Source organism: Nonomuraea sp. CX421 (assembly GCF_059358955.1).
In genome coordinates, this window is the sequence record NZ_JCADBK010000004.1 from 336059 (window position 1) to 356969 (window position 20911).

The following is a 20911-nucleotide window of genomic DNA, read 5'->3' on the forward strand; positions in this document are numbered from 1 at the left end:
CGTGGTGGAGGTCAGGCGGCGAGCACGTCGGAGACGGGCGTGTAGGGCAGGTCGAGCGCCTGCGCGACCGGCTCGTTGGTGAGGCGTCCGCCGTGCGTGTTGAGGCCGCGCGCGAGCCCCGCGTCACCCTTGAGCGCGTCGCGCCAGCCCAGGTTGGCCAGCTTGACCGCGTACGGCAGGGTGGCGTTGGTCAGCGCGTACGTGGAGGTGTTGGCCACCGAGCCCGGCATGTTGGCCACGCAGTAGAAGACCGAGTCGTGCACCCGGTAGGTCGGCTCGGCGTGGGTGGTGGGGCGCGAGTCGGCGAAGCAGCCGCCCTGGTCGATGGCGATGTCGACGAGCACCGAGCCCGGCTTCATGCGGGAGACCAGGTCGTTCGAGACGAGGGTGGGGGCTTTGGCGCCGGGGATGAGGACGGCGCCGATCACCAGGTCGGCTTCGAGGACCTCCCGCTCGATCGCGTACGAGGTGGAGACCAGGGTTTTGAGGCGGCCCTGGTAGACGGCGTCGATGAAGCGGAGCCGGTCGACGTTGGTGTCGAGGACGGTGACGTCGGCGCCCATGCCGACGGCGATCTGCGCGGCGTTGAGGCCGGAGACGCCGCCGCCGATGACGACGACCTTGGCCGGGGCGACGCCGGGCACGCCACCCGGCAGGACGCCGCGGCCGCCGTTGAACCGCATCAGGTTGTAGGCGCCGACCTGCGGGGCGAGCCGCCCGGCGACCTCGGACATGGGGGCGAGCAGCGGCAGCGCGTCACCGACCTGGACGGTCTCGTACGCGATGCCGGTCGTCCCGGCGGACAGCAGGGCGTCGGTGCACGGGTGCGAGGCGGCCAGGTGCAGGTAGGTGAAGAGCACGAGGTCTTCGCGCAGGCGGTGGTATTCGGAGGAGATCGGCTCCTTCACCTTGAGCACCAGCTCCGCCTCGGCCCACACCGCGTCGGCACTGTCGATGATCTTCGCGCCCGCGGCGAGATACTCGTCGTCGGTGATGTGCGATCCGAGGCCGGCCTCGCTCTGGACGGTGACGTCGTGGCCGTTGCGGACGAGTTCGTGCACGCCCGCCGGGGTGACGGCCACGCGGTATTCATGGTTCTTGACCTCGGCGGGCACACCGATCTTCATTGCGCCGGTTCCTTTCGGGACGAAAAGTCCGGTACGGCTATGCCGTACCGGACAGGGGGGTTTCTACAGGCGGGCCCACGCCTGGGTGAGCACGGTGCGGAGTATCGAGCCGATCTCGTCGAACTCCTTCGGCCCCGCGATCAGCGGGGGCGCCAGCTGGATGACGGGGTCGCCCCGGTCGTCGGCCCGGCAGTAGAGCCCCGCCTCGAACAGCGCCTTGGACAGGAAGCCGCGCAGCAGCCGCTCCGACTCCTCGGCGGTGAACGTCTCCTTGGTGGTCTTGTCCTTGACCAGCTCGATGCCCCAGAAGTAGCCGGAGCCGCGCACGTCGCCGACGATCGGCAGGTCCTTCAGACCTTCGAGGGTGGCCTGGAAGACGGGCTCGTTCTTGGTGACGTGGCCGAGCAGGTCCTCGCGCTCGAAGATGTCGAGGTTGGCCAGCGCCACGGCGGCGGAGACCGGGTGGCCGCCGAAGGTGTAGCCGTGGGCGAAGGTGTTGTCGCCCCGCTTGAACGGCTCGAACAGCCGCTCGCTCGCGATCATCGCCCCGAGTGGTGAGTAGCCGCTGGTCAGGCCCTTGGCGCAGGTGATGATGTCGGGCACGTAGTCGAACTTCTGCCCGCCGAACATGGTGCCGAGACGGCCGAAGGCGCAGATGACCTCGTCGGAGACGAGCAGCACGTCGTACTCGTCGCAGATCTCGCGCAGGCGCTGCCAGTAGCCGGGTGGGGGCGGGAAGCAGCCGCCGGCGTTCTGCACCGGCTCGGCGACGACGGCGGCCACCGTGTCAGGGCCCTCCATCTCGATGGCGCGGGCGACCCGCTCCGCGGCCCAGAAGCCGTACTCCTCGGGGGTCATCCCCTTGATGCCGGAGATCTCGTCGGCCCGGTAGTGGTTGGTGTTGGGCACCCGGACGGAGCCGGGCACCAGGGGCTCGAACATCTCCTTGAACGCCGGGATGCCGGTGATCGACAGAGCCCCGTGCGGGGTGCCGTGGTAGGCGATCTGGCGGCTGATGACCTTGTGCTTGAGCGGCTTGCCGGTGAGCTTGAAGTACTGCTTGGCCAGCTTCCAGGCGGACTCGACCGCCTCGCCGCCACCGGAGGTGAAGAAGACGCGGTTGAGGTCGCCAGGCGTCAGGGCCGCGATCCTCGCGGCCAGCTCGGCCGCCTTGGGGTGGGCGTAGGACCACAGCGGGAAGAAGGCCAGCTCCTGGGCCTGCTTGGCCGCCGCCTCGGCCAGCTCGCTGCGTCCGTGACCGGCCTGGACCACGAAGAGCCCGGCGAGGCCGTCGAGGTAGCGCTTGCCATGGATGTCGTAGATGTAGGAGCCCTCACCACGCACGATGGTCGGGATCTCGGCCTGCTCGTAGGAGCTGTGCCTGGTGAAGTGGAGCCACAAATGATCCTGCGCGGCCTTGAGGATGTCGTTGTCCGGCTGCGTCATGTTTATCTTCCCTTGCCTCTGATCTCACCACAGTCTGCCTCTTCACTTCGGCTTTGCCAAGCGAAAACGTTGCGACATTCTGCACGCAAGCCGAGATCCGCAGCAGCAACATGTAACTGCTACGAAATCCGCAGGTAGATTGATCCGCGGGTCATGCCGATCCCGCGCCGCGGGGCCGTGTGTGATGCAATGAGACGTTGACCGTCGAACAACCCCCGGGGGATCGTCCGTGACACCTGACCAGATCGAGAGCGCCGTCGCGGCCTCGATGCCACAGGCCATCGAGGAGCTGAAGCGGCTCGCCGCCATCCCCTCCGTCGCGTTCCCCGGGCACCCGGAGGAGCCCGTGTTCGCCGCGGCCGCCGCCACCGAGGAGCTGCTGCGCTCCACCGGCCTGCGGCATGTCCAGCAGGTCCCGGTCGAGGGCAGCTTCCCCGCCGTCTACGGCGAGTCGCCCGCCCCGCCCGGCGCCCCGACGGTCCTGCTCTACGCCCACTACGACGTGCAGCCCGCCGGCGATCCCGCCGCGTGGCGCACCCCGCCGTTCGAGCCCACGCAGATCGACGGGCAGCTGTACGGCCGGGGCGTCGCCGACGACAAGTCGGGCATCATCTCCCACGTCACGGCGCTGCGCGCGTTCCAGGGCCGGCTGCCCGTGGGCATCAAGGTCATCATCGAGGGCCAGGAGGAATACGCCGGCGAGCGCCTGGAGGCCTTCGTCGAGCGCAACCCCGACCTGCTGCGGGCCGACGCCATCGTGGTGGCCGACACCGGCAACCCACGCGTCGGCGACCCCGCGGTGACCACGTCGCTGCGAGGCATGGCGGGCTTCACCATCGAGGTCCGCACCCTGCGCGGGCCGGTGCACAGCGGGTCGTTCGGCGGCGCCGCCCCTGACGCGCTCGCCGCCCTGATGCGCATGCTGACCTCGCTGCACGACGACAACGGCGACATCCGGGTCCCGGGGCTGCCCAGGGGGTCGTTCCTCGGGCAGGGCCCGCCGGAGGAGGAGTTCAGGAAGACCTCGGGCGTGCTCGACGGCGTGTCACTGGTCGGCTCCGGCTCGCTGGCCGACCGGCTCTGGTCGTCCTACGCGATCACCGTGACGGGCCTCGACGTGCCGACCGTCTCCGGGGCGGTCAACGCGGTGCAGCCGGCGGCGCGGGCCCGCGTCACGGTCCGGGTGCCCCCGGCGGGCGATCCGAAGACGACGGTCGACGCGGTGATGGAGTTCCTCCAGCAGGTCACGCCGTGGGGGGCGCAGGTCTCGTTCGGCGACTTCACCGTGGGTTCGGGCTTCCAGGCCGACTCGGGCGGCAAGGCCCGTTCGGCCCTCAACCGGGCCATGGAGCGCGCCTTCGGGCGCCCGCCTCGCGACGTCGGCGCCGGCGGCTCGATCCCGCTGGTCAACACGCTGCTCAAGCAGTTCCCGGCGGCCGAGATCCTGCTGTTCGGGGCGGAGGACGAAGACGCCGCCATCCACGCGCCCAATGAGCGGGTCGACCTGGAGGAGCTGCGCCGCGTCGCCACCGCCGAGGCCCTCTTCCTGCACGAGCTCAGCCTCCCGTCGGCCCTCGGCATCTGACGGTTCGGGTCGCGGGTCCGGCCGCTGACCGCTCTTCCTGCGGCTCCTTCCGATGACTTTCCGGCCGCCGGCCGGTCTTCCTGTCGAACACGACTTCGAGGAGGACTTATGGCCACGTTCGCACTGATCCATGGAGGCGGTGGGAGCGCCCAGGACTGGGAGCTGGTCGTCGCCGAGCTGCGCCGCAGAGGGCACGACGCGGTCGCCGTGGACCTGCCGCTCGAGGACGAGTCAGCGAGCCTCGGCGACTACGCCGACACCGTGGTCCGGGCCGTCGGCGACCGCGGCGACCTGGTCGTCGTGGCCCACTCGTGGGGCGGCTTCGTCGCTCCACTGGTCTGCGACCGGGTCCAGGCCGACCTGCTGGTGCTGGTGACGGCCATGATCCCGGTTCCGGGCGAGCCGCCCGCCGACTGGTGGGCCAAGGCCGGCTTCCACGCGCCCGCGATGGACGATCCGGTCGCCGTCTTCCTGCAGGACGTTCCCGCCGAGGTCGCCGCCGAGGCGCTGACCCGGGGACGGGAGCACGCCGAGAAGGCGCTGCTGGAGCCGTGGCCGCTGGCCGCGTGGCCGGACGTGCCGACGAGGTTCCTGCTCTGCCGTGACGACCGGTTCTTCACTCCGGAGTTCATGCGCGGGCTCGTCCGCGACCGCCTGGGCATCACGCCCGACGAGATCGACGGCGGCCACACCCCGATGCTGGCCCGCCCGATCGAGCTGGCCGACCGCCTGGAGAGCTACCTCTGACGGACGGCCGGGTCGCGGACGCGTAACGGAGGTCCGGGTCGCGGACGCGTAACGGAGGGCCGGGTCGCGGACGCAGCGGACACCGCTGCCGAGACGGCTCACCCACACCAGACGGATCGTCCCGGTCAGGGGCGTTCGAAGGAGCGAAGCAACCGACCGATCTGCTCCTCGATGGCCTGGGGATCCGGCCCGCCGTCAGGGACCAGGTCGGCCAGCGCGTCGGTCATCAGCTGCCGGCTCTGCCGCTCGGCGTCATCCTGGGCCCGGCCGACGGCCAGCATCAGCTGCTCGGCCAGCGACTGGCTGTCCAGCCGCATGGCGCGCGGCGTGATGACGATCTCCCGCACGCTGCCGTCCACCTCTGTGGTGGCCTTCACCTGACCGTCCGCGGCCTCGCCAGTACCGATGATCTCGTCCAGCTCACGCTCACCGTCGCCCACCCAGGCGAGGATCTTCGCGGCCTTCTCCGCATTCTGCTCCAGATCCTCGTCACGCCAGTTGGCGGGGTCCGCGTCGAGTGGGTGCACTCTGTCTCCTTACCTGTAACGGTTCACGCGCCACCTGGCATCCGGCCCCCTCGGCGCGCACACACTCGTGCTCGCGAGGTCTGCTCGGTCTCCCGAGCTCAGGAGCAACGGACCCGCCATCTCCCCGAGGCCGCGGCGATGGGGAGACTATTCGATCTCGCGGGCGACCTGCTCGACCCGGCGGCGCACGAACGTCTCGTCCAGCGGCTCGGGCAGCCGATCGGCACGCGCCCGCGCCCGTTCGATGATCTCCTGCGACCTGCGCGCGGCCGCCTCCTGCGCGGCCCGTGTCGCCGCCATGACCTGCCTCGCCAGCTCGTCGGCGGGCTGGCGCATGACCCGGGGGTTGAGCGTGATCGCCTTGAGCCGCCCGCCACCGCCCGCCACGACGCGCACCATGCCGCCGCCCGCCTCGCCCCCAGCGGTGATCTCCGCGATTTCGGTCCGGGCGGATCCGAGCTCGCGCATGATCTCCTCGGTCTGACGGACGAGCCGCTCCAGGTGGTCGAGGTCATCGCTCCATGGGCCCGAGGCGGGCATCGCGGACTCCTTCACCAGACGCCGGGGACGACACGATCGGTAAGATACCAGCCCCCGGCCGGCCATCAGAGACGGGTAACCCGCGAAAGATCGACCTATCACCAGACCGATCCGAATCATGGTTAATCTACGCCCCATGGATTCGGAACTTCGGATGATCCATGGGTCGGTCGAGACCGCCTCCACGCACCTGAGGGGCGATGGAACCGACTACACGGCAGCTCTGCAACGTTTACAGCAGCGCGGCAACGCTGCCTCCTGGGGCGATGACGGCCTGCTGCGCCCGCTCGTCACCGCGTACTGCGAGTGCACCGCGGTCGCCCTGGCCGCCTACACCCACATGGGCGACCTGATGGAGTCCACCGGAGACGCGCTTTCGCTGTCGAGCCGGCGCGTGTCGGACGTCGACAGGGGGACCGCTCAGGACATCGGCCGACTGCCGGACACGTCATGGCTGTGATCCTGCCGCCCTGGGGCGAGGTCATCCTGGCGCTGACGGGGATCCCCTGGCTGAAAACCAACGAGGATGAGCTTCGGCTGGACGCGGACGCGTGGCGCACCGTCCACGCCGGCACCTCGACGGCCGCGGCCCATGCGGACAACACCATCGCCCAGACGACGAGCCCTGCCGTCTACCAGGGCGATTCCGCCACGGCCCTGGCCGGCTACTGGGAGAAGACGGGTGGCGGCGGGCACCTCAACGAGGCGTCGACGGCGGCCAGGTACGCGCCGGTGATCCTCGACGGCGGTGCCAACGTCGTCACCGCCACCAAGGTGGCGATCCTCTCGTACGCCGCGTCGTGCGCGGTCAAGCTCTCGGCCACCATGCTCGCGGGCGGGCCACTCGCTCTCGGTACGGCCGCGGCCACGGTCCTCGGCACCCGTTACGCGATGGGGAGGATCCTCAAGGAGGCCAGCGAGGGCGGTGCCCGGGTGCTCGCCCCCGGGCTCGCCCGGCGGGTCACAGAACCCCTGGCCAGAATTCTCAGAAACGCCCGAGGACCGTGGGGTGGAGGCCCTCCGCTCGCCCTGGCCGGCGGTCCCCGCCTGCCTATGCGACTCCCCCGGAACCGGCCCACTGGGGTAGATGGGCCCAACGGCCCCACGGTCGCCCAGATGGGGCGGAAAGAACCCCCGAACTCACCCAACAAGACGAACAGCGGTAATAGGAATCTGGCTAATAAACCAACGAGGAGCGAGGCAGAGGAGGAAGCAAAACGGATGGCAAAAGAGGGCGGCAGGGCACGTTACCGTGGCCCCTGCGGGAGCAAGGATCATGTGCACGTCGAGTACATGAACGCCAAAGGTGAGATCATGCGCACCCACCACATCTACTTCGAGGATTGACCAGCATGAATGACTCCCAGGCAGACACCGACGCACCCGGGCACGCAGATCTGCCGGCGGCTGCCGCCACGCTAGGGTCCGCCATCGAACAGCACGCACAAGTCCTCGCTGAAACGCCCGATGACTACAAGCGGGTGGTGGAGGCGGTCAACGACCTCCGCGCCTCAGCCATCGCTTACGTTGCCCTCTGCGCCGATCTCACCGGATGGGGCAACCCGTTCAGCGACCTGGAGAACGAACCGGGCCCTGACGAGGAAGCGGAGGAGGCCGGCGATACCTCGACCGAATACAGTCCGGTGGTGCACCTGGAGGCCCACTACCGGATTCGCGTGACAGACGTGGAAGCCGCCGAGCGCCTCGTCGGCGAGGAGTCGTCCGAAGACCTGCTGGGCGCCCCCTCGGACGTGGTGACGCAGCTCTTCCTGCGCGACGGCTGGGATCCCTACCGGTACGGCGACGCTCTCCAGACGGAGGAAGTGTCATGGACCTGCGGCCCCGACCAGGCGTGACGGCCGCCCGCTTCCCCGGTCCGGAGCGTGGCAATGATCACGCTTCCACTACGTTCAGATGTTCGGTGAACTCGCCAAGCTGCGGCCCGAGATGCTGATCGCATGACGGAGCAGCCTCTCCACGTGAATCGCGCCGGCCTCCGACAGTCTGCCGTCAATCTCAAAGAGGTCGCCGAGCGACTGCTCCAGTTGCACGACGTCCGCAGCGAGGGGGATGAAGGGGCCTCCGAGCTGATGCCGATCGCGCTCGGGCTGGTCGGCGAGCCGGCCCGGATACGTTACAGCCGGGCGTTCCGCGACTTCCGTGACCGCCTGCGGAACGGAGCGCGGAGTGCCTCGGCCATGGCCGAGGTGATCACCGCCAACGAGCACGGCTACGCCCAGGCCGAGCACCAGGGCGTGCAGGCTCTGCTCAGTCTGCAGGCCAACGCGGACCGCCCTCTCGATCAGCCGCTGCTGCGGACCGGTGACGCCAACCCTTCAGCCGCTGCTGCGGACCGGTGACGCCAACCCTTTGTTCGAGCATCAGGGCGACGACAAGTACTGGCAGCCGGCGGTCATGGCCGCGGGGGCGTTCGAGGCCGGCCTGCGCGCGCGGCGGCTCCGCCACCGGATCGACCGGCAGCGCTGGGTCCAGTATCTGGATGACTACGACGATCCATCCGCCCAGCGCAAACTGTCGCGAGCGACGACTTTCGCCGAGCGGGACAAGGTCTACGCGCAGATCGAGCGTTCGCGCATCGCGCTGCAGAGCGGCCGCACCGCGGCGATGCTCAAGGTCGCCGGGCGCATGTCCATCGCCGCCAGCGTGGGCATGATGGTCTGGGCCGCCGTCATGGTCCCACGCGACGAGATCCTCGACAGGCACGTCGCCTACTGGGCCGCGATGGCGGGCGACCTGGACGGTCTCTTCGGTGGCGGGGACCCACCGGCCGGACCGTCCTCGCGCAGGCATGGCAGGGCGAGACCATGAAAGTGGCCGACAAGAAGCTGCGGGCCTTCATGACCGCGGGTGTCCAGCTCTCCGACAAGGCCGTGGCGCACGCCCACGACCTCGAGCAGGCGGTGAAATCCCTCAACGCACTGCACGACAAGATCTTCGCCCTGACGGTGGTGTGGGTCATGGCGCTGTGGACGATCCGCCTTTCCTACACGGTCAATCCCTTGGGCGGGCTGGTGGCGCAGGAGTACATCGGACGCAATCTGACCAAGACCGTGGTGGCCGCGCACGCCGCGATCAGTGCCCTGATGGCCACCCAGCTCTACATGGACGTGGATGGGCAGCCCGAGTTCTCCGGGCCGGGCAACGTGCCGCCACAGGACTTTCCCAAGGTCAACGTATAGACCGCGAGGCGCGACGGACGAGCCGGGCGGGGCCTAGCGAACGGGCAGGTCGTAGACGCGGCGGACGCTGCTGCCGAGGCGGCGAACGTCGGCGCCGTAGACGTGGACGGAGACGCCCACCTCGTCGCTGGTGTTGAGCACCGCGTGGATGTCGCCGGGCGGGGCGAAGCCGCTGACCTCGCCCGGCCGGTTGTCCGCGCGGCCGATCTCGGTCAGGTGGTCGCCGAGGTCGCGATAGAGGGTCTCGTGCTCGATGCCACTGAGGACGCCGAACGCGCACCACGACACGTGGTCGTGGATCACCGTGCCCTGACCGGGGCGCCACACGACCGCCACGATCGAGAAGTCGTCCTGGGCGTGCAACACCTGCGAGACGTACCCGTCGGGTGAGCCCTCGCGCTCCTCCGGCGTGAGCAGGTCGAGCGACGGGAGCTGGGCGCGGAGCAGGTCGGCGACCGCGAACGCGGTCTCACGGCGATCGAGCCGGCGGGCGGTCAACGCTCCGACGCCCCGCACGAGCTCGTCCAGTCCTGGTCTGACGATGGTCGTCATATCCATGGTATCCCCCTAGGAAAAGACGCTAATCTGCCTTCCCCTTCCACCCTGCTACAGCTCACATCGATAGGTCCAACAGAAGTTCTGTTGCTCATCGATAGATAAGCTTGATGAATGCTCGATGTCGTACGGCTACGCGTGCTCGTGGCGGTCGCCCGCAGGGGGTCGCTGACGGCGGCGGCCAAGGACCTGCACTATTCGCAGCCGTCGGTCAGCCACCATCTGGCCCGACTGGAGGCCGAGACCGGCGCCCGGCTCATCCAGCGCGCCGGGCGTGGCATCCGGCTGACCGAGGCGGGGCGGCTGCTCGCCGAGCGGGCGGCCGACATCATCGGACGGCTCGACGCCACCGCCGAGGAACTGGCCGCGCACGTCGGGCTGCGCTCAGGCCGGGTACGGCTCGCCGCGTTCCCCTCGGCGCTGGGCACGTTCGTCCCCAAGGCGGCCATGCGGATCGCCCGCAACCATCCGGGGCTGCGGCTGGAGCTCACCGAGACCGAGCCGCCCGAGGCGCTCAGGCTGCTGCGGGCCGGACGGGTCGACGTGGCGGTGATGTTCCGTTACGACGACACCACGCCCGAGGAGAGCGGCCTCCACCTGACGCACCTCTTCGACGACCCCAGCTACCTCGTCTCCCCCTCCTCACCGACCGGCGACCCGGCGGGCGTGTCCTCCGCGACGTACGAGCCAGCCAGGCTGGCGGAGCATGCGGGAGCGGCGTGGATCGCCGGGTGCGATCGGTGCCGGAGCCACCTGCTCGACATCTGCGACAAGGCCGGGTTCGAGCCGCACATCTCGTTCACCAGTGACGACATCGTGGCCGTGCAGGCACTGGTGGCGGCCGGCATGGGGCTGACCGTGCTGCCGGGGCTGGCGCTGGCCGCGCACCGCCATCCCGATGTGACGGTCGCCGAGATCCCCGGCTCGACCAGGCACGTCCACGCCGCCGTCTACGGCGGGCCACCGCACCCGCCGGCAACCGATGCGCTGCTGTCGGCGCTCCGGGCGAGCCTTTGACCGCGCGGTCGTCCGGGAAAACCGGCTGACCGCTTCGGCCGGGAAGGCCGGCTGACCGCCTCGGGCGCGCCGGGAAAACCTTTGACCGCGTCCTTAGGATGGCCCCATGCCGGATCTCGCGACGCTCGCGCTCTTCTGCCTGGCCACCCTCGCCCTGCTGGTGGTGCCCGGCCCCGCCGTGCTCTTCATCGTCACGCGCAGTGTCGCCCAAGGCAGGTCGGCCGGCCTGGTCTCGGTCCTCGGCGTGCACGCGGGCTCGCTGGTTCACGTGTTCGCCGCGGCGCTCGGCATCAGCGCGCTGCTGGCGGCCTCGGCCACGGCGTTCACCGTGGTCAAGTACGCGGGTGTGGCCTACCTGGTCTGGCTCGGGCTGCGCAAGCTGATGCACCGGGGCGAGACTGAGGAGTCCGTCACCGCGGTGACCCATTCCAGGCGGCGGATGTTCTGGGAGGGGTTCGTGGTCAACGTGCTCAACCCAAAGACCGCGATCTTCTTCCTGGCGTTCCTGCCGCACTTCACCGACCCTGCCGCGGGCCCGGTCGGGCCGCAGATCCTGCTGCTCGGGCTGATCTGGCTGCTGCTCGGGATGGCCAGCGACGGCACCTACGCGATGGCCGCCTCGGCCCTGGCCGGGCGCCTGCGCCGGTCGGCCAGGGCCCGCCGCCGCCTCGACATCGGCAGCGGCGTCGTCTACCTCGGGCTGGCCGCCCTGCTGACGAACGAGAAGGCCTGACCCCGCAGGCGGGTGTCCGGGCCTACCTCACCCTGTGTGCTACACGGCTACGAGCCGAACTCGATCACCACAGAGCTTGGTCATGTCGTCGATGTCGGAGGTGAGCATGACGACCGGCCGCTGTTGCCGGATCGCCAACTCCGCCACCACGGCGTCGATCGCGTACTTGTGACCATGCAGTCCGGCCCCGATCAGCATCGCTGAGGCGGCTTTCGCCTCTTCTTCGCCAACGTGGACGATCCGCATACCGGACAGGAGCCAGGCGAGCCGGGTCTTGTCCGTTCGGCGGTGAGTGGCCTCGATGACGGTGAGAGCGCTGATCACCGCCTCCATGCCGCGGCTGCGCGCTTCCGCGACCAGGGCGACGACAGACGGTTGATCATCGACGAACTTCGACAACCCTTCGCAATCGAGCACGAGGGTCCCCTCATGGGTCAACCTGTGGCGCGCCAATCTTCCTCCTCGGCGAACACCTCGTCGAACACCTGGCGTGCCCGCTCCTTCTCCTGGGTGGGGACGGGGCCGTTACGGCGCTCGTAGTCGGCCAGGTATTCGTCCAGAATCTGGCCACGCAGCTCGCGTTCCACCGCTGCGGCGATGAACGAGGAGAACTCCCGCTTGCCTACGCGACGACGAATCGCCTCGGCCGTGCCCTCAGGCAAGGAGAGGCTCACCCGAGTCGAGGGCCCCTCACCGATGCTGTAGGAAGTCTCAGCCATGGCCCGAGATTATCAAAGAAGTAGGAATCCCCTCCGTCGCGGCCGTCGAGACCTGATCCCTCCATGGTCTGCTGGGGTTCCCTGTCGCCGGACGTGAGTCAGTCGGTCGATTCGGCCACCTGTCTGGCCCAGCGGTAGTCGGCCTTGCCGGCCGGGGAGCGGACCATCTCGGTCACGAACGCGTACGTGCGGGGCACCTTGTAGCCCGACAGTAATCGCCGGCAGTGCGCGTCGAGCTCCTCCGGGGTGACCTCGACGCCGGGACGCCGCTCGACGACGGCGGCCACCCTGTTGCCCCAGCGCTCGTCGGGCACGCCGGTCACCACCGCGTCGAACACGGCGGGGTGGCCCTTGAGCACGGCCTCGACCTCCTCGGGGAAGACCTTCTCGCCGCCGGTGTTGATGCACTGCGAGCCCCTGCCGAACATGGTGACGGTGCCGTCGGCCTCGACGGTCGCCAGGTCGCCGGTCAGCAGCCAGCGGGTGCCGTCGGCGTCGGTGACGAACGTCCGCGCCGTCTTGTCCGGGTCGTTGTGGTAGCCGAACGCGATCCGCCCGGCCTTGGCCACGGTGCCCAGCTGTCCCGAGCCCGGCTCGACGGGCCGCAGCTTCTCGTCGAGCACGGCCAGCCCGGAGGTCGCGTTGGGCTGGTAGCGCAGCCCCTTCTCCGGCGAGGAGCCCTCGACGCCCGAGGCGGTGAAGCCCGACTCGGTGGAGCCGAAGTTGTCGAGGATCATCACGTTCGGCAGCAGTTCCTGGAGCCGGTCGCGGACGGCGCCGCTCAGGATGGCGCCGGTGGAGCTGACCGCGACCAGTGAGGAGACGTCGTAGCCGCCCCGTTCGAGCTCTTCGCTGAGCGGCCTGGCCATCGCGTCGCCGGTGATGTTGACGGTGAACACCTTCTCCCGCTCGATCGTCCGCCACACGTCGGCGGCGTCGAACTTGCGGACGTACGCGATGGTGGAGCCCATCCACCAGGCGATGAAGGTGGCCATCTGCGCCGCCCCGTGCATCAGCGGCGGCGCGGCCATCATCACGATCGGGTTCGCCTTGACGGCCTCGTCGACGACCTCCTGCGGGGTGGCGCGCGGCTCGCCGTACGGGTTGCCGCCGCCGAAGCCCATGAACAGGTCCTCGACGTGCCACATCGCGCCCTTGGGCATGCCGGTCGTGCCGCCGGTGTAGATGATGTAGACGTCCTGCCCGGAGCGTGGTTCGAAGCCGCGCTCCGGCTTGCCGCTCTCCAGCGCCATCCAGTACGGCACCGCGTCGCGGGTGGCCGGCTGCCCGCCCACCGCGATCAGGTGCCGCAGCTCGGGGGCGTCGGACGCGACGGCGGCCACCCGCGACTCGAACTCGACGTCGTAGAACAGCGCCCGGATGCCGGAGTCGCGGTAGAGGTAGAGCAGTTCGGCTTCGACGTAGCGGTAGTTGACGTTGATCGGCACGGCCCGGATCTTCAGCGCGGCGAGCAGCGCGGCGATGTACTCGATGCCGTTGTAGAGGTGGATGCCGACGTGATGGCCCGGCCGGATGCCCCGGTCGAGCAGGTAGTGGGCGAGCCGGTTGGCCTCGGCGTCCAGCTCGGCGTAGGTGCGCCGCTCGTCGCCGCACACGACGGCGACGCGGTCCCCGATCGCGTCCGCGAGCGCTTCGAACAGGTCAGCGTGGTTGAACTCCATCCGGACCTCTTCTTCCTCGGTTCGAGGGTGTGCGGGTGTCCCCCCTGGTCAGGGCTTCTCCCGTCCGACGATCCACATCGCGAAGAACTGGGCTCCCCCGCCGTACGCGTGGCCGAGCGCGAGCCGGGCGCCGTCCACCTGGTGCTCTCCCGCCATCCCGCGCACCTGCAGCGCGGCCTCGGCGAATCTGATCAGTCCGGACGCGCCGATCGGGTTGCTGGACAGCACCCCGCCGGAGGCGTTCCACGGGATGTCACCGTCGAGCGCGGTGGCCCCCGACTCGGTGACCTTCCAGCCCTCTCCTTCCGCGGTGAATCCCAGGTTCTCCAGCCACATCGGCTCATACCAGGAGAACGGTACGTACACCTCGGCCACGTCGATCTGTCGCCGGGGGTCGGTGATGCCGGCCTGACGGTAGACGTCGGCGGCGCAGTCCTTGCCGGCCTGCGGGCTGACCGTGTCGCGCCGGGCCCGGGACATCGGTTCGGAGCGCATGGCCGCACCGTGCACCCAGGCGGGCGTGCCGGTGACCTTGTCCTCCGACGACAGGACGATCGCGCAGGCGCCGTCGCTGGACGGGCAGGTCTCCAGGTAGCGGATCGGCTCCCACAGCATCGGCGTCGACTCGACCATCGCCCGGTCGATGCCGGGGATCCTGAGGTGCGCGTACGGGTTCTTCAGCGCGTTCAGCCGGTCCTTGACCGCGACCAGTGTGCCGATGTGGTCGGGGGCGCCGGTCCGGCGCATGTACTCGCGGATGTGCGGCGCGAAGTAGCCGCCGGCGCCCACCACCAGCGACGAGCTGAACGGCGGGTGGGTGGTCAGCGCCCAGGTGGCGTTGGACTCCGACTGCTTCTCGAACGCCACGACCAGCACCCGGTCGTGCACGCCGCCCTGGATGAGGCCGGCGCCGACCAGGGCGGTCGAGCCGCCGACGCTGCCCGCGGTGTGCACGCGCATCATCGGCTTGCCCGCCGCGCCCAGCGCGTCGGCCAGGTAGGACTCGGGCATCATGACGCCCTCGAACAAGTCGGGCGCCTTGCCGATGACGACCGCGTCGATGTCCTTGAAGGTGAGCCCGGCGTCGTCGAGCGCCCTGAGCGCGGCCTCGCGGACCAGGCCGGCGATCGACACGTCCCTGCGTTTGGTCGTGTAGTGCGTCTGGCCGACGCCGATGACCGCGCATCTGTTCACTGGTCGCTCACCACTCCTCGTTCGCTACGCGGCCTCGCCGGGTCATGGGCTCACGCCTCCAGGACCGCGACGAGGTTGTGCTGCAGGCAGGGGCCGCTCGCGGCGTGGCCCACGGTCCGGGAGGCGGTGCCGTCGTGGATGCGCCTGGCGGCCTCGCCGATGCGGATCAGCCCGGTGGCCATGACGGGGTTGGCGGCGAGTGGGCCGCCGGAGGGGTTGATCACGGTGTCGCCGGGGAGTTCGAGCGCCCGGCGCAGGATCGGCTCCTCGTGGGCGAACTGGGTGTGCAGCTCGGCCACCTCGACCGCACCCTTGCCGACCCCCGCGGCGCGTGCGGCTTCGGCCGCGGAGGTCGACCGGGCAAGATCCCGCATACCCAGGTAATGGGGCTCTATGCGATGGGCGATGCCCCTGATGTAGGCGGGGTTCGGGCACAGCCTTGTGGCCAGGTCGCCCGTGGCGAGCACCACGGCGGCCGCGCCGTCGGTGATGGGGGCGATGTCGGCGGTCTTCAGCGGCTCGACCGCGAACCCGTCCGGCACCTCCTCCGGCAGGTCGAGCGCGTACGGGTTGCCGCGGCCGTCGGCGCGGCTGCGCCGGACGATCTCGTCGAGCTCGGCGCGGTCCACGCCCGCGGCGGCGGCCTGGAGTGCGGCGACGGAGAGCTGGTCGAGGCCGAGCGGCGCCAGGTAGTAGGGGTCGAGCTGGAGTGTCGTGATCGTGCGCAGGTCGCCGAGTGACGACTTGCCGAAGCCGTACACCAGGGCGCTGTCGATGTCGCCGTGCTGGAGCCGCACCCAGGCCTCGTAGAGCGCCCAGGCGCCGTCCATCTCCACGTGGCTCTCGGAGATCGGCGGCCAGGCGCCGACCGCGTCGAGCGCGGAGACGAACGAGAACGGCGCGCCGGCGAGGTAGTCGCAGCTGCCGGAGCAGGTGAATCCGAACCGCTGGAGCCCCGTGCGCTCCTTGACCTCGTGGATCACGGGCAGGATCATCTCGGCCTCGGAGAGGCCGGTGTCGTGGTCGGTGTGCCTGGTCTGGGCGAAGGCGACGATGGCGACGTCTCTCATCACTGCTCCACGTCTCTCATCACAGCTCCACGTCCGGCTCGCCGGTGGGCGCGAACCACCGGACGTTCGCCATGGACGGCGTCCACTCCTCGCGCGGGATCCACTCGGCCCGGACCCGCATGCCCTGCCGCACCTCGTGCGCGGGGACCCCGCCAACCAGGGCGATCAGCGGGCTGTCCGAGCCGTCCAGCAGGATGTACGCCGAGACGAACGGCACCTCGGGGGCCCGGGGATCGGGCAGGTTGTTGATGGCGAAGGTGGTGATCGTCCCGGTGTCGGGCAGTTCGACCTGCTCGGTGATCACGGTGCCGCACTCCGGGCAGGAGCCGCGGAAGGGCACGTAGACCTGGCCGCAGGTGGCGCAGGAGCCGCCGATGAAGACGCCCCGGCCGACGCCTTCGAGGAAGACGCCGAGCGCCCCGCCGGCCTGGAGCCGGTATTCGGCGCGCACCTGGGACACGATCTTCGTCACCTCAGGAGCGAAGTGTGAAATGTCGGTTATCTGGCCATCGCGGGCCTGACGCCAGACCGGCCACACCCTGGTCCCGGGCGCCAGCGCCTTCGGGTTGCCCGCGTCCACGGCGTGCACCAGCGAGGTGTCGGCCCCGTCGAGCTTGATGGTCGCCCAGGCGAACGGCCGGTCGAGCGGGTGTCCGGGGCGGGGCTCGTGCACCCAGGCACTGCCCGTGACGGTCCCCGCCGGGCCCACCTCGACGTACTCCGAGGTGACGGCGTCGCCGGTGGCCGGATCGTACTCCAGGGGCGGCACCAGCACCGTGCCCTCGGCGGTCCGCACCCCGACGATCCGGCCGGCGCGCAGCTCGGTCAGGAACCGGCCGATCACCGGCCCGGTGGTCCGGGTGTAACCGCCGGGGAACTCCAGCACGTGCCGGGCGACCAGCGCCCCGCTCTCAGATGGCACGGTCGTGTCCCTCCCAGTAGGGGGCACGGAGTTTGCGTTTGAGCAGCTTGCCGTTGGGCTCGCGGGGCATCTCCTCGATGAAGTCGATGGTCTTCGGCCACTTCATCCGGGCCAGCCGTCCCTCCAGGGAGGCCAGCAGCTCGTCCACCAGGTCGGGCCCCGGCTCGACCCCCTCGGCGGGCTCCACCACGGCCTTGATCTGCTCGCCCCACTCCTCGTCAGGGATGCCGAAGACGGCGACGTCCGCGACCTTGGGGTGGACCATGAGCTCGTTCTCGATCTCGGCCGGGTAGATGTTCGCCCCTCCGGAGATGATCATGTCGGCCTTGCGGTCGCAGAGGAAGAGGAAGCCGTCCTCGTCCAGGTAGCCGATGTCGCCGACCGTGAAGTAGTCCTTGAGCCGGCTCGCCTGCGTCTTGGCCGGATCGCCCTTGTACTCGAAGGTCGCGCCGAGCATCTTCATGTAGATCGTCCCCGCGGTCCCGGTCGGCACCGGCTCGCCCGCGTCGTCCACGATGAGCAGCTCGCTGATCGGCCAGGCCGAGCCGACCGTGCCGGGGTGGGACTTCCAGCCCTCGGGGGTGGCCAGGGTGCCGCCGCCCTCGGTGGCCGCGTAGTACTCGTAGACACAGTCGCCCCACCACTCGAACATGGCCCACTTCACCGGCACCGGGCAGGGCGCGGCGGCGTGGATCATCCACTTCAGCGAGGACAGGTCGTACGCGTGCCGGGTCTCCTCCGGCAGCGCGAGCAGGCGCTTGAAGTGGGTGGGGACCATGTGCGAGTTGGTGATCCGGTAGCGCTCGCAGAGCCGGAGCATCTCCTCCGCGTCCCACTTGTCGGTGAACACGATGGTGTGCCCCATGTGCAGGGCCGTGCCGCCGAACTGGGTGACGGCGGTGTGGTAGTTGGGCGAGGTGACCAGGTGGGCGTTGGGCTGCCCCGGCGTGATGCCGAACAGGCCCAGCAGGAACGTCATCAGTTCGGCGGAGTCGTCGGGATCGAGCCCGGAGAGCTGCCGCCTGACGCCCTTGGGCTTGCCGGTCGTACCTGACGTGTAGTGCATGGTGGCCCCGGCCGTACGGTCGGGTGGCGTGGTCTCGGGCCTGCCGTCGATGAGGTCGCCGATCGGGCGGAACCCGGGGACGTCGCCGCCCGGCAGCGCGAAGCGGCGCTCGGGCGCCAGCGCCTCGGCTCCGCGCGCCCCTTCCACGCCGTGCCGGGGATGCACGAGGAAGGCCTTGGCCTCGGAGTCGGCCACGATGTAGGCGATCTCCGGGCCGGTCAGGTGCCAGTTGATCGGCGTGTAGTACCAACCGGCCTGCAACGCCGCCAGGTAGAAGACCAGGCCGTCGGCCCCGTTGGGCACCAGGGCGGAGAAGCCGTCGCCGGGCCGCAGACCGAGCTCCCGGAGGCCGTGCACGAGCTGGTTGGACCGGGCGAGGAGGTCGCCGGCGCGATGCTCCGTGCCGTCGGGGTCCACGGCGGCGATCCAGTCGGGATCCGCCTGCGCCAGCCTCCAGAAACCGAGCGTGCCCATGGAACTCCTCGTCAGTGTTCGATGCCGGAGATGGCCGAACCCACAAGCGCATGACCGGCCCAGGCAGGTCAAACGAGAACCTGTTCTCGTTTGCTTGGGCAGCGTAACCCGCCGGTGAAGAGGGGAGCAAGCGCTTGATAAGACCGGTTCCCGGCACCCGGCGCGCTATCATCGGCGGCGTTGAACAAGCGTTTGATTCAATCATCTCGGAGGCTCTCGTGGAACTCCTGCCGATCAGCACGTCCCACTGCCGCGTCGAGCGCGACGGCCAACTCGTGATCGTCACCATGGACCGGCCGGAGGCCCGCAACGCCCTCTCCTCCGACATGCTGATCGGCCTGGCCTCGGCGTGGGCGTACGTGACGGCCGAGCCCGAGGTCCGGGTGGCCATCCTGACCGGCGCCGAGGGCACCTTCTGCGCCGGCGCCGACCTGAAGGCCATGGGCCAGCCGTCCACGGACCCCGAGGTACGGGCCCGCGCCGCCGAGATCGCCAACTACCACTGGAAGGGCCTGCTCCGCGAGGACCTGCCCACCAAGCCGATCGTCTGCGCGGTGGAGGGCTACGCGGTCGCGGGCGGCACGGAGCTGCTGGTCGGCACCGACCTGCGGGTGGTCGCCGAGTCGGCGACCCTGGGGCTCTTCGAGGCCAAGCGCGCGCTGTTCCCGATGGGCGGCAGCGCCGTGCGGCTGGCCCGCCAGATCCCCTACTGCCACGCCATGGACCTGCTGCTCACCGGCCGCCCGATCACCGCGGCCGAGGCCCTGACGATGGGCCTGGTCAACCGCGTGGTGCCGGACGGCCAGGCCCTGACGGTGGCCCGGGAGATCGCGGCCGACGTCGCCGCCTCGGGCCCGCTCGCCGTCCAGGCCATCCTGCGCGCCTACCGCGACACGCTCGGCCTGTCCGAGCCCGAGGCGCTGAAGGTGTCGGACGAGCTCGGCTGGCCGGTGATCGGCTCCGAGGACGCCCGCGAGGGCGCCCGCGCCTTCAAGGAGAAGCGCCCCGCCACCTACCACGGCCGCTGATCCCGGTGACCGTCGCTCCGGTGTGAGTCAGTCGTCGGTGATCTGGCCGAGGCGTTCCAGGGCCTCGGTGTACTCCTCGACGAGCGAGTACATGACGTCACGGGTCGAGCGCACCTGGTTGGTGATGCCGATGATCTGGCCCGCCGGGAAGGTGGCCAGCTCGGCGGCGTCGGAGCGGCCGATACGCCGCAGGGCGTCGGAGACCAGCATGAACTGCAGCGGCATCGGCAGCGTCCCCGGCGACTCCTGGGACTCCCAGGCGTCGGTCCACTCGTTCTTGAGCAGCCGGGCCGGCTTGCCGGTCCAACTGCGGGAGCGGACCGTGTCGCGCGAGGTGGCCTCCAGGATGCGCTCCTTGGCCATCTGGGGCGTGTCGGCCTCCTCGACCGTGAGCCAGAGCGAGCCGGTCCAGACGCCCTCGGCGCCCAGGGCCATGCCGGCGGCCATCTGGCGTCCGTTGCCGATCCCGCCGGCCGCCAGCACCGGCACGTCGACCGCGTCCACGACCTGTGGAATGAGGACCATGGTGGAGATCTCGCCGGTGTGTCCACCGGCCTCGGTGCCCTGCGCGACCACCACGTCGACGCCGACCTCGACCTGCTTGAGCGCGTGACGCGGGGTGGAGGCCAGGGCGGCGACCTTGACGCCGTGGGCGTGGGCCAGGTCGACCACGTCGGCCGGAGGCGGCCCGAGAGCGTTGGCCAGCAGCGCGATCGGATGCCTGAGCGCCACCTCGACCTGCGGGCGCGCGGTGGCGTCGGTCCAGCCGAGCAGCACCTTGCCCGCTTCGGCGTCGGCCGACAGGGCCGGCACGCCGTGGGCGGCCAGCAGGTCGTCGACGAACTTCCGGTGGCCCGGGGGGATCATCGTCTGGAGTCGGCCGACCAGCTCGTCGGCCGCGAAGTCCGCGCCCTCGTAGGAGGCGGGCATGACGACGTCGACGCCGTAGGGCTTGCCGTCGACGTGGTCGTCGATCCACTTGAGCTCCATTTCGAGCTCTTCGGGGGTGAAGTAGAGGGCGCCGAGGACGCCCATTCCGCCGGCGCGGCTGACCTCCGCGACGACGTCTCGGCAGTGGCTGAACGCGAAGATCGGTAGTTCGATCCCGAACATCTCCGTGACACGTGTCCGCATATACCGACAATACGACCGGCTAATAACGAACTGCAACGCGTTCTACTCTAGAACCTTTCATCGGTACTGGCCAGTAACCTTGGTCGAGAACCCGTTCTAATTACGTAGCGTGACAAGCCGACCGGCCGCCAGAAGGGGGTCCGGG

General features: G+C 69.9%; 24 protein-coding genes. 11 read left to right on the forward strand and 13 right to left on the reverse strand.

Going from position 1 to position 20911, the window contains the following annotated elements:
• Window positions 1-11 precede the first annotated feature (11 nt).
• Together ald and AC5L3X_RS10295 are read right to left on the reverse strand one after the other, a co-directional pair.
• Window positions 12-1127, reverse strand: coding sequence for an alanine dehydrogenase (ald, locus tag AC5L3X_RS10290; protein WP_494856588.1), 1116 nt, complete (start codon window positions 1125-1127; stop codon window positions 12-14).
• 63 nt (window positions 1128-1190) lie between these two features.
• Window positions 1191-2573 (reverse strand): aspartate aminotransferase family protein, encoded by a 1383-nt coding sequence (locus tag AC5L3X_RS10295; protein ID WP_494856590.1) that lies wholly within the window; start codon window positions 2571-2573, stop codon window positions 1191-1193.
• A gap of 229 nt (window positions 2574-2802) precedes the next feature.
• Here AC5L3X_RS10295 and AC5L3X_RS10300 point away from each other — a divergent pair, with 229 nt between their 5' ends.
• Window positions 2803-4158 carry a dipeptidase gene (locus AC5L3X_RS10300; protein WP_494856591.1) on the forward strand — a complete coding sequence of 452 codons (1356 nt, stop codon included), beginning with the start codon at window positions 2803-2805 and terminating at the stop codon, window positions 4156-4158.
• 108 nt (window positions 4159-4266) lie between these two features.
• The gene (locus AC5L3X_RS10305) at window positions 4267-4905 is read left to right on the forward strand and encodes an alpha/beta fold hydrolase (RefSeq protein ID WP_494856592.1); all 639 of its coding nucleotides are present in this window, start codon (window positions 4267-4269) and stop codon (window positions 4903-4905) included.
• 125 nt (window positions 4906-5030) lie between these two features.
• On the opposite strand, the gene AC5L3X_RS10310 is transcribed toward AC5L3X_RS10305, so the two are convergent.
• Complete coding sequence (locus AC5L3X_RS10310; RefSeq protein ID WP_494856593.1) at window positions 5031-5432, reverse strand: YbaB/EbfC family nucleoid-associated protein; 402 nt, start codon at window positions 5430-5432, stop codon at window positions 5031-5033.
• Between the two features lie 147 nt (window positions 5433-5579).
• Window positions 5580-5972 (reverse strand): YbaB/EbfC family nucleoid-associated protein, encoded by a 393-nt coding sequence (locus tag AC5L3X_RS10315; protein ID WP_494856594.1) that lies wholly within the window; start codon window positions 5970-5972, stop codon window positions 5580-5582.
• 136 nt (window positions 5973-6108) lie between these two features.
• Between AC5L3X_RS10315 and AC5L3X_RS10320 the strand changes: the two genes are divergently transcribed.
• The 6 genes from AC5L3X_RS10320 (at window position 6109) to AC5L3X_RS10345 (ending at window position 9172) form a co-directional block, all read left to right on the forward strand.
• Complete coding sequence (locus AC5L3X_RS10320; protein ID WP_494856595.1) at window positions 6109-6432, forward strand: hypothetical protein; 324 nt, start codon at window positions 6109-6111, stop codon at window positions 6430-6432.
• Window positions 6423-7319: a hypothetical protein gene (locus tag AC5L3X_RS10325; protein WP_494856596.1), complete on the forward strand. Its 897-nt coding sequence runs from the start codon at window positions 6423-6425 to the stop codon at window positions 7317-7319. The genes AC5L3X_RS10320 and AC5L3X_RS10325 overlap by 10 nt, the downstream gene beginning before the upstream one ends.
• 5 nt (window positions 7320-7324) lie before the next feature.
• Complete coding sequence (locus tag AC5L3X_RS10330) at window positions 7325-7828, forward strand: hypothetical protein (RefSeq protein WP_494856597.1); 504 nt, start codon at window positions 7325-7327, stop codon at window positions 7826-7828.
• A gap of 123 nt (window positions 7829-7951) precedes the next feature.
• On the forward strand, window positions 7952-8332 hold the full coding sequence (locus AC5L3X_RS10335) for a hypothetical protein (protein WP_494856598.1): 381 nt from the start codon (window positions 7952-7954) through the stop codon (window positions 8330-8332).
• A complete protein-coding gene (locus AC5L3X_RS10340; protein ID WP_494856599.1) occupies window positions 8295-8801 on the forward strand; it encodes a hypothetical protein in 507 nt (168 codons plus the stop codon). Before AC5L3X_RS10335 ends, AC5L3X_RS10340 begins: the two co-directional genes overlap by 38 nt.
• Window positions 8798-9172 (forward strand): hypothetical protein, encoded by a 375-nt coding sequence (locus AC5L3X_RS10345; protein WP_494856600.1) that lies wholly within the window; start codon window positions 8798-8800, stop codon window positions 9170-9172. The genes AC5L3X_RS10340 and AC5L3X_RS10345 overlap by 4 nt, the downstream gene beginning before the upstream one ends.
• Window positions 9173-9205: 33 nt before the next feature.
• On the opposite strand, the gene AC5L3X_RS10350 is transcribed toward AC5L3X_RS10345, so the two are convergent.
• The gene (locus tag AC5L3X_RS10350) at window positions 9206-9730 is read right to left on the reverse strand and encodes a cysteine dioxygenase family protein (RefSeq protein WP_494856601.1); all 525 of its coding nucleotides are present in this window, start codon (window positions 9728-9730) and stop codon (window positions 9206-9208) included.
• A gap of 111 nt (window positions 9731-9841) precedes the next feature.
• Here AC5L3X_RS10350 and AC5L3X_RS10355 point away from each other — a divergent pair, with 111 nt between their 5' ends.
• Window positions 9842-10744 carry a LysR family transcriptional regulator gene (locus AC5L3X_RS10355; RefSeq protein WP_494856602.1) on the forward strand — a complete coding sequence of 301 codons (903 nt, stop codon included), beginning with the start codon at window positions 9842-9844 and terminating at the stop codon, window positions 10742-10744.
• A 106-nt stretch (window positions 10745-10850) separates the two neighbouring features.
• Window positions 10851-11477 carry a LysE family translocator gene (locus tag AC5L3X_RS10360; protein WP_494856604.1) on the forward strand — a complete coding sequence of 209 codons (627 nt, stop codon included), beginning with the start codon at window positions 10851-10853 and terminating at the stop codon, window positions 11475-11477.
• Between the two features lie 39 nt (window positions 11478-11516).
• On the opposite strand, the gene AC5L3X_RS10365 is transcribed toward AC5L3X_RS10360, so the two are convergent.
• The 7 genes from AC5L3X_RS10365 to AC5L3X_RS10395 form a co-directional block, all read right to left on the reverse strand.
• Window positions 11517-11894 carry a DNA-binding protein gene (locus AC5L3X_RS10365; protein WP_494856606.1) on the reverse strand — a complete coding sequence of 126 codons (378 nt, stop codon included), beginning with the start codon at window positions 11892-11894 and terminating at the stop codon, window positions 11517-11519.
• A 17-nt stretch (window positions 11895-11911) separates the two neighbouring features.
• Entirely contained in the window at window positions 11912-12196 is a 285-nt protein-coding gene (locus AC5L3X_RS10370) for a hypothetical protein (protein WP_494856608.1), read from the reverse strand.
• A 98-nt stretch (window positions 12197-12294) separates the two neighbouring features.
• A complete protein-coding gene (locus AC5L3X_RS10375) occupies window positions 12295-13878 on the reverse strand; it encodes an acyl-CoA synthetase (RefSeq protein ID WP_494856609.1) in 1584 nt (527 codons plus the stop codon).
• A gap of 48 nt (window positions 13879-13926) precedes the next feature.
• On the reverse strand, window positions 13927-15072 hold the full coding sequence (locus AC5L3X_RS10380; protein ID WP_494856611.1) for a thiolase family protein: 1146 nt from the start codon (window positions 15070-15072) through the stop codon (window positions 13927-13929).
• A gap of 50 nt (window positions 15073-15122) precedes the next feature.
• A complete protein-coding gene (locus AC5L3X_RS10385) occupies window positions 15123-16142 on the reverse strand; it encodes a thiolase family protein (RefSeq protein ID WP_494856613.1) in 1020 nt (339 codons plus the stop codon).
• Between the two features lie 19 nt (window positions 16143-16161).
• A complete protein-coding gene (locus tag AC5L3X_RS10390; protein ID WP_494856615.1) occupies window positions 16162-17064 on the reverse strand; it encodes a Zn-ribbon domain-containing OB-fold protein in 903 nt (300 codons plus the stop codon).
• A complete protein-coding gene (locus tag AC5L3X_RS10395) occupies window positions 17054-18604 on the reverse strand; it encodes an acyl-CoA synthetase (protein WP_494856616.1) in 1551 nt (516 codons plus the stop codon). Before AC5L3X_RS10395 ends, AC5L3X_RS10390 begins: the two co-directional genes overlap by 11 nt.
• 218 nt (window positions 18605-18822) lie before the next feature.
• Between AC5L3X_RS10395 and AC5L3X_RS10400 the strand changes: the two genes are divergently transcribed.
• Window positions 18823-19632: a crotonase/enoyl-CoA hydratase family protein gene (locus AC5L3X_RS10400; RefSeq protein ID WP_494856618.1), complete on the forward strand. Its 810-nt coding sequence runs from the start codon at window positions 18823-18825 to the stop codon at window positions 19630-19632.
• A gap of 27 nt (window positions 19633-19659) precedes the next feature.
• Here the strand turns inward: AC5L3X_RS10400 and AC5L3X_RS10405 are convergent, their stop codons facing one another.
• Complete coding sequence (locus AC5L3X_RS10405; RefSeq protein ID WP_189124755.1) at window positions 19660-20766, reverse strand: NAD(P)H-dependent flavin oxidoreductase; 1107 nt, start codon at window positions 20764-20766, stop codon at window positions 19660-19662.
• Window positions 20767-20911 lie beyond the last annotated feature (145 nt).

Excerpts from the sequence above, each read along its gene's own strand:
- ald (WP_494856588.1), bottom strand. The coding sequence starts at position 1,127 with ATGAAGATCGGTGTGCCCGCCGAGGTCAAGAACCATGAATACCGCGTG.
- AC5L3X_RS10295 (WP_494856590.1), bottom strand. The coding sequence starts at position 2,573 with ATGACGCAGCCGGACAACGACATCCTCAAGGCCGCGCAGGATCATTTG.
- AC5L3X_RS10305 (WP_494856592.1), top strand. The coding sequence starts at position 4,267 with ATGGCCACGTTCGCACTGATCCATGGAGGCGGTGGGAGCGCCCAGGAC.
- AC5L3X_RS10315 (WP_494856594.1), bottom strand. The coding sequence starts at position 5,972 with ATGCCCGCCTCGGGCCCATGGAGCGATGACCTCGACCACCTGGAGCGG.
- AC5L3X_RS10320 (WP_494856595.1), top strand. The coding sequence starts at position 6,109 with ATGGATTCGGAACTTCGGATGATCCATGGGTCGGTCGAGACCGCCTCC.
- AC5L3X_RS10325 (WP_494856596.1), top strand. The coding sequence starts at position 6,423 with ATGGCTGTGATCCTGCCGCCCTGGGGCGAGGTCATCCTGGCGCTGACG.
- AC5L3X_RS10330 (WP_494856597.1), top strand. The coding sequence starts at position 7,325 with ATGAATGACTCCCAGGCAGACACCGACGCACCCGGGCACGCAGATCTG.
- AC5L3X_RS10345 (WP_494856600.1), top strand. The coding sequence starts at position 8,798 with ATGAAAGTGGCCGACAAGAAGCTGCGGGCCTTCATGACCGCGGGTGTC.
- AC5L3X_RS10350 (WP_494856601.1), bottom strand. The coding sequence starts at position 9,730 with ATGGATATGACGACCATCGTCAGACCAGGACTGGACGAGCTCGTGCGG.
- AC5L3X_RS10355 (WP_494856602.1), top strand. The coding sequence starts at position 9,842 with ATGCTCGATGTCGTACGGCTACGCGTGCTCGTGGCGGTCGCCCGCAGG.
- AC5L3X_RS10360 (WP_494856604.1), top strand. The coding sequence starts at position 10,851 with ATGCCGGATCTCGCGACGCTCGCGCTCTTCTGCCTGGCCACCCTCGCC.
- AC5L3X_RS10370 (WP_494856608.1), bottom strand. The coding sequence starts at position 12,196 with ATGGCTGAGACTTCCTACAGCATCGGTGAGGGGCCCTCGACTCGGGTG.
- AC5L3X_RS10375 (WP_494856609.1), bottom strand. The coding sequence starts at position 13,878 with ATGGAGTTCAACCACGCTGACCTGTTCGAAGCGCTCGCGGACGCGATC.
- AC5L3X_RS10385 (WP_494856613.1), bottom strand. The coding sequence starts at position 16,142 with ATGAGAGACGTCGCCATCGTCGCCTTCGCCCAGACCAGGCACACCGAC.
- AC5L3X_RS10395 (WP_494856616.1), bottom strand. The coding sequence starts at position 18,604 with ATGGGCACGCTCGGTTTCTGGAGGCTGGCGCAGGCGGATCCCGACTGG.
- AC5L3X_RS10405 (WP_189124755.1), bottom strand. The coding sequence starts at position 20,766 with ATGCGGACACGTGTCACGGAGATGTTCGGGATCGAACTACCGATCTTC.